5 protein-coding genes and 1 pseudogene are annotated in these 6,834 nt (G+C 70.0%); 4 read left to right on the forward strand and 2 right to left on the reverse strand.

Going from position 1 to position 6,834, the window contains the following annotated elements; all coding sequences use genetic code 11:
• Positions 1 to 190, forward strand: a 190-nt coding sequence (locus tag AC1D2H_RS29375) for an IS3 family transposase (RefSeq protein WP_478013347.1), incomplete at its 5' end; no start/stop codon positions are given.
• A gap of 1 nt (position 191) precedes the next feature.
• Here AC1D2H_RS29375 and AC1D2H_RS29380 read toward each other — a convergent pair.
• Both AC1D2H_RS29380 and AC1D2H_RS29385 read right to left on the reverse strand, forming a co-directional pair.
• The gene (locus AC1D2H_RS29380) at positions 192 to 785 is read right to left on the reverse strand and encodes a hypothetical protein (protein ID WP_478013348.1); all 594 of its coding nucleotides are present in this window, start codon (positions 783 to 785) and stop codon (positions 192 to 194) included.
• A gap of 78 nt (positions 786 to 863) precedes the next feature.
• Positions 864 to 1,613, reverse strand: coding sequence for a substrate-binding periplasmic protein (locus tag AC1D2H_RS29385; RefSeq protein WP_478013349.1), 750 nt, complete (start codon positions 1,611 to 1,613; stop codon positions 864 to 866).
• 85 nt (positions 1,614 to 1,698) lie between these two features.
• Between AC1D2H_RS29385 and AC1D2H_RS29390 the strand changes: the two genes are divergently transcribed.
• The 3 genes and pseudogenes from AC1D2H_RS29390 to AC1D2H_RS29400 form a co-directional block, all read left to right on the forward strand.
• Positions 1,699 to 2,496 (forward strand): NRDE family protein, encoded by a 798-nt coding sequence (locus AC1D2H_RS29390; protein ID WP_478013350.1) that lies wholly within the window; start codon positions 1,699 to 1,701, stop codon positions 2,494 to 2,496.
• A gap of 55 nt (positions 2,497 to 2,551) precedes the next feature.
• Positions 2,552 to 6,154 carry a sensor domain-containing protein gene (locus AC1D2H_RS29395; protein WP_478013351.1) on the forward strand — a complete coding sequence of 1,201 codons (3,603 nt, stop codon included), beginning with the start codon at positions 2,552 to 2,554 and terminating at the stop codon, positions 6,152 to 6,154.
• Positions 6,155 to 6,207: 53 nt separating this feature from the next.
• A pseudogene (locus tag AC1D2H_RS29400) lies at positions 6,208 to 6,834 on the forward strand (hypothetical protein); the annotation flags it as partial.

The following is a 6,834-nucleotide window of genomic DNA, read 5'->3' on the forward strand; positions in this document are numbered from 1 at the left end:
CTACAAAGCCGAGTTGATCCATCGCCGGGCGCCGTGGAAGACCAAGGAGTCCTTGGAGCTGGCGACGCTGGAATGGGTGTCCTGGTTCAACCACCACAGGCTGCTCGAACCCATCGGCTACATCCCGCCCGCCGAGGCTGAGTCAAACTACTACCGGCAACTTGCCAATCAGGCCGCGATGCCCGCCTGACTTAAACCAACCGGCCTCCATGGAACCCGGGGCGATTCACGCCAAGGTTGAACAGCTTGGCAAGGGCTTCCTGAAGTTTTGGATGGCTCTTTACAACCCAGGTCGCCAGCATCACGTTGGCGAACGCGCCGAACAGAACCAAGTAGAAGGCCTGTGAAGCCCACAGCAGCTCCGGCCGCAGCGTCATCGTCAGCGTGAGCGCCAGGAATACGGTCTGGTAGACCTCCTTGGACACCGAAGCAATGAGCGCGAAGAGGCCCTTGGCGAACAGGGCGATGAAGCCCGAAGCCCACACCAGCAGCAGGACGATGGCCACCAGCTTGAAGAAGTTGGCGAAGGTGACATAGCGCTGGTAGAACGAGGACTCGGCTTTGGCGGCATCATTGACAGTGGCCAGCGGGACGCTGATGTCCTTGGGATCCACGTACTTCAGCTTGGCTTCGTCCGCCAGCTTCTGGCTCAGGTAGCCGTCCTTCTCGAGCTGCTTGAGCAGGTCGAGCTTGACCTGCCCCGCAGTTTGCGGCGCGTCGGCGGCGAATGCCGACGAGAAGAAGAGTCCAAGGCACAAAGCCAGGACACCGAACATGAATTTCATGGTTCTCCTATGTGGGAAAAACACCGGGTTAGTTGCACGTAAGCGCGACTAAAAAGTCCTGCCAGGTTCAGCGCTGATTCAGCGCGGCGGCAGGTCCTGCGGCAGCCAGCGCTTGTAGATGGCCTGGAAGCTGCCATCGCGCTTCATCGCATCGATCTCGCGCTGCCAGGCTGTCACCACGCGCTTGGGCGTGCCCGGCGAGAAGGCGATATAGCCGTCGCTGCTGGCGAAGGTGTAGACCTCCTCCAGCGCGGCCGGGTCGACCCCGGCGGCGGCCAGCGCCCCCTGCATGCTGATGCGCTCGGACGCAAACAGCGGCGCGCGCCCGGCCAGCAGCATGCGCAGGCCCTGTGTCGGGTCAGTGACGTAGCGCAGGTTGTGAAAGCCCTCGGACATGAGCTGCTGGGCGGTGTACCAGTCCCGCACGACCAGCACGTCGCCGGCCTGGCGGGCGTCGTCGAGGCGCTTGAGCCTCTCGGCACCCGCGCGAGCGTAGAAGCTGCTGTAGAAGGTCACGATGGGACCGGCCCACTGGAACAGCCTCTCACGCTCGGGGATGCGCGCCGCCGCAAAGAGCGCCATCGGCTCGCGGCCCTGGGCCTCGCGGTAGGCTCGTGCCCAGGGCTGGAATTCGATGTCCCGCGTCTGGCCCAGGCGCTTCAGCACCGCCTGCACAACCTCCACCGCCAAACCACTGGGCCGGCCCCCTTCGGTGAAATTGATGGGCGGAAATTCCTCGCTCAGCAGCCGCAATGGCGCGTCCGGCGGGGCCGCCAGCGAATCAAACGTCCAGACAAGCCCCAACAGCCCCAGATGACGTCGCTGCACTGTGCTCTCCAGTGTCGTTGCGCCGATGATAGGCGGGCACCCCAGCCTTCAACGCCAGGGTTTACTGAAGGATCTGCCCCCGTCCATGTGCCTCGCCGCCTTCGCGCTGAACGCCCACCCGCGCTTCCCCCTCGCCATTGCCGCCAACCGCGACGAGTTCTTCGCTCGCGAGGCTGCCCCCATGGCCTGGTGGCCCGAACGCCCCGACATCCTGGCCGGCCGCGACCTGTCCGCCGGCGGCACCTGGTTCGGTCTCAGCCGCGCCGGGCGTCTCGCATTGCTGACCAATGTGCGCGATCCCAGCCGGCAGAATCCCGACGCCCCTTCCCGCGGCGCCCTGGTCGTTGACTGGCTGGGCTCGACGGACGGCGCCGACGGCTTCGCGGCCGGGCTCAAGGAGGGCTACAACGGCTTCAACCTCATCACCGGCGACCTGCCAAGCAACACCTGGCACTGGATCAGCAACCGCGCGTCCGCGCCGCTTGAACTGCCGCCCGGCATCCACGCGTTGTCCAACGCGGCCCTCGACACGCCCTGGCCCAAGACGCTGGGCCTGAAGGCAGCCATGGCTCAGGCCCTCGACGGCGCGGTCTCGGCAGAACAGTTGGCCAGCCAACTCCTTGCCGCGCTGGCCGACCCCACGCCGGCGCCCGACGCGGCCCTGCCCGACACCGGCGTCGGCCGGGCGCGCGAACGCCTGCTGTCGCCCCGCTTCATCCGCATGCCCGACCCAACGCGGCCCGGGGTGGCCGTCTACGGCACCCGCTGCGCCACCGTGCTCGTCCGCGAGGCGAGCGGTGCTACCCACGTCGTCGAGCGCAGCATCACGGCCGAGGGCGGCTGGCTGCCGCCCGTCCACCACGAATTGACGCGCTGGCCCTGAGCCACTCGCGCCCCAAGCTGATATACAGACGGGCATCGCTGCTTGCCGCCGCCCGATGATGCTCCTGTCTCGCCTGTCGACCGCCCGCTGGACCGCGCTGGCCTGCATGCTCATCGCCGGCTTCGTCGCCATGCGCTGGAGCCTGCGGCTGGAGGTCGCCAGCTTCCTGCCCGGGCTGGCCGAGATCGGCATCGTGTCTTCCGTGCTGCTGCTGCTGGGCGCCGCCACGGCCTGGGTCATGGCGGGCTGGCCCGGCGGCCAGGCGCCGAGCGCGACCGCGCGACGCGCCGTGCAGGGCCTGGCGCTCCTGATGGCGGCATTGCCGGCGCTGATGCTCGTCGAGGCCGTGGGCGACCTGTCGCTGGGCATAGACATCACGCGCCCCGGCGTGCTGCCGACGGCTGTCAACCCCCACCCGGGCCGCATCTCGCCCAACGGCTGCGTGGCCCTGTTGCTGCTGTTCGGCTGCCAGGGCCTGCTCGCCGGCCTGCCGGGCGCGCTCGCCCGGCGCCTGAGCGCGGCGGGCATCATCGTCGCCGCCCTCATCGCAGTCGTCGGCATCCTCGGCTATCTGCTGAACCTGGAGCAGCTCTACCAATGGGGCTCCTTCAACCGCCTGACGCTGCCAACGGCGGCCGGGCTGGCCCTGCTGGCCCTGTCGCTGTGGGAGATCCGCCTGCGCTGGAGCGGCGTGCGCGAACGTATCGACCTGCACGAGCAGCGCATCACGCGGCGCTCGCTGGCCGTGCTGGCCCTGGTGGCTGTTGCGGCGGGCGCCGGCGGCTTCGCGGCGCTGGAGTCGGAGTTCGAGCGCTCGCGCAAGGAAGACGTGCACTCCACGGCCATCATCACCGGCGAGTCACTGGTCAGTGCCATGGACGGCGGTGTCTGGCTGGCCCAGACCGTCGCCACGCGGCCCATCGTCGTCGAGCAGCTCGCCAACCTGGCAAGCAACCCCGGGGACTCCGCCCGCCGCGAGCGCCTGCGCAGCATCACGCGCAGCCTGCTGACGGCCGGCGTCACCGCGGCCCGTTTTGTCGACGCTGCCGGCGTCCCGCTGGCCGAAGCCGGCGTCTTCGCGGCCCAGGCCGACACGCCGTCGCTGGCGCTGGCACGCGACTACGCCGCGACCAGCCGCCTGGTCTGGGCCAGCGGCTTCATCCTCGCGACGGACCTGCCGGTGACGGACAAGGGCGAGGTCGTGGGCCGTTACCTGAGCGAGCAGCGCCTGGCGCTGATGGATCGCCTCGTCATGCGGGTCCGCGACAGCGACGCTTCCTCCGACGTGCTGATCTGCAGCCGCACCGACAAGGTCGCGTCCTGTGTGCCGTCCAAGCTCTACCCCAAGCCCTTCACCATCCCGATGTTCGACGCGAACGGCAACGTCAACCTGCCGATCAACCGCGCCCTGCTTGGCGAGACGGGCGTCACGCTGACGCCCGACCTGCGCGGCGTGCCCGTCGTCGCGGCCTATGTGCCGCTCGGGCGCACGGGTCTCGCCATGGTCGTCAAGGCCGACATCGAGGCCGTCTTCGCCGTCATCCGCCAGCGCCTGAGCTGGCTGGCGCTGCTGCTGGCGGTGCTGACGCTGCTGGGCACCTGGGTGCTGAGGCAGCATGTGCGGCCCCTCGTCAAGCAACTGGCGGGCGAGCAGGCGCGCTGCCGCGCCATCCTGGACAACTCCGGCGACGCCTTCATCGGCCTGGACGGCGACGGCCACGTCACCGACTGGAACCTGCAGGCTGAAGCGCTGTTCGGCTACACGGCGGCCGAAGCGATGGGCCGGCGCGCGTCCGAACTCATCATCCCGCCCGAGACGCGCGCCGCCCACGATGCCGGCATGGCGCGCTTTCGCCACAGCGGCCAGGGCCGCGTCGTCAACCAGCGCGTCGAGGTCGTGGCCCAGCACCGCGACGGCCGGCGGCTGGACGTCGAGCTGTCCGTCGCCGCCATGGACACGAGCGACGGCTACGCCGCCCACGCCTTCGTGCGCGACGTCAGCCAGCGCAGGGCGGCCGCCCGCGAGCTCGCCGCCAGCGAGCAGCGCATGCGCGACGTGACCAACGCCATTCCCGCCATGGTCGGCGTCTTCGATGCCGAGGAGCGCTGCGTGTTCGCCAACGACCTGGCCCTCAGGGTCCACAGCCTCGGGCGCGACCGCGCCATCGGCATGCCCATGCGCGCCGGCCTCGGCGAAGAGAGCTACGCGCTGCACGAGGCCCATGTGCGGGCGGTGCTGCAGGGGCGGCGCCAGACCTTCGAGGGCGCCCTGCCCTGGCGCGACGGCACCGGCTATTTCCAGATCCACCTCGTGCCCATGCACGACGCGCAGACCAACGACGTCAACGGCTTCTACCTGATGACCTTCGACATCACGGCCCTGCGCAGCGCCCAGTTGAAGCAGGAGCGCAGCGAGCGGCGGCTGCGCTCCATCACCGACAACCTGCCGGCCCTGATCTTCCACCTCGATGGCGACGGCCGCTATCTGTTCGCCAACCGCCAGTTCGAGACCCTGCTCGGCCTGCAGCCGGAGAAACTGCTCGGCCAGCGCATCGCCGAGGTGCGCGATGCCGACTATGTCGAGCAGATCCAACCCTGGCTGGACAAGGCCATGGGGGGTCAGACCGTCGTCTTCGAGTCCGAGACCGGGCCGCGCGACAGCGAGGCACGCCACTACCAGCAGACCTATGTGCCCGAATTCGATGCCGACGGCCGCGTCATCGGTGTCTTCGCCGTCACCTTCGACATCACAGAGCGCCAGCTCGCGGCACAGCGCCTCAGCGACGCGCAGTCCCACCTCAAGGCCATTGCCGACAACCTGCCGGTGCTGATCTCCTACATCGACCGCCATCACCGACTGACCTTCGTCAACAAGACCTTCGAGGAATGGATGGGCGTGGACCCCGAGCTGGCCGTCGGCAGTCATCTGAAGGCGCTGATCGGCCCGGATCTCTACGCCCAGCGCCAGCCGGCGCTGGAGCAGGCCCTGCGCGGCGAACGCATCGAGTTCGAGGTCGTGTCCCAGGCCCTGGGCCTGACCCGCCATCTGCACACCGTCTACATCCCCGACCGGCGCGCCGACGGCAAGATCGCCGGCGTCTACACCTTATCGACCGATGTGACGGCCACCAAGGACGTCGAACGCCGCCTGCAGGAACTGGCCCGCATCGACCCGCTGACCCGCCTGCCCAACCGCCGCGAGTTCGAGGAGAGGCTGACCCTCGCGCTGGCCCGCAGTCGCCGCGCCCAGCGGGCCATGGCCCTGATCTTCCTGGACGTCGACCACTTCAAGAGCATCAACGACGGCCACGGCCACGCCGCCGGCGACGCCGTGCTGAAGGAGTTCGCCACCCGCATCCGCCGCGCCGTGCGCAGCACCGACACCGCGGCGCGCCTGGCCGGCGACGAGTTCGTCGTCATCCTGGAAGGCCTGCAGAGCGACGCCGAGGCCTCCCAGGTGGCCGCCAAGCTCGTCGATGCCATCCGCCCGCCCATCACCCTGCCCGCCGGCAGCGAGATCCTCGTCACGACCAGCGTCGGCATGGCCTGCTGGGGGGGTGTCGGCGAAGGCGCCGAGGACCTGCTGGAGCGCGCCGACCGCGCCCTGTACCGCGCCAAGGCGGCCGGGCGTGACACCTTCGCGCAAACCATCTTCTGAGCGCCGCGCCTGGTAACAAAACGGCCCTGGCGCCGGGCCACAATGCGCCAGCCGTGACTGCCGCCGTCGCCCTCCGCCGCCGCCCGCCGCCCGACCCGCGCCAGCTGCAACGCTGCCTGCTGCTGGCGGTGCTGCTGCACATCTGGCTCGTCCTCGTCTTCGGCAATGCCAGTGGCACGGCCGCGCCGGGCCAGGGCGTCTGGGGCAGCCTGACCGTCAAGCTGCTGGGCCGCAGCGGCGCCGAGGCTGGCGATCCGGCGCCTGTCGATGCACGCGGCGGCGCCGGCGCGCCAGCGCGCCCGACCGACCCGGCCGCCCAGCCCGGTGCCGCCGCTTTGGGCCGCCACAACCCCCAGGAGGTGCCCGCCGAAGCGGCCCGCACCGAGGAGCCCTCGCCGGCGCCCCCCAGCACCGCGACGCTGGACCTGCCCGAGGGCTTCAAGCCCGTGGAACGCGAGAACCTCACCGCCGTCCCCGCCCGGACGGCGCCACTGCCGACGCCCAGCGCCGAACTGCCTCCCGCCGTCGGCCGCCTGGAAGCCAGACCCGAGGCCAGCGTCGCGCCCCTGCCCTCGGCCGCCAGCCTGCGCACGCCGAGCCGGACTGTCGAGCTGCCCACCTTGCCCACCGACCTGCCTTCGGCCGTGCGCCGCCTGGAGGCCGCTCCCGCGGCGGCGGCG

Source organism: Roseateles sp. P1_C1_2 (genome assembly GCF_056406535.1).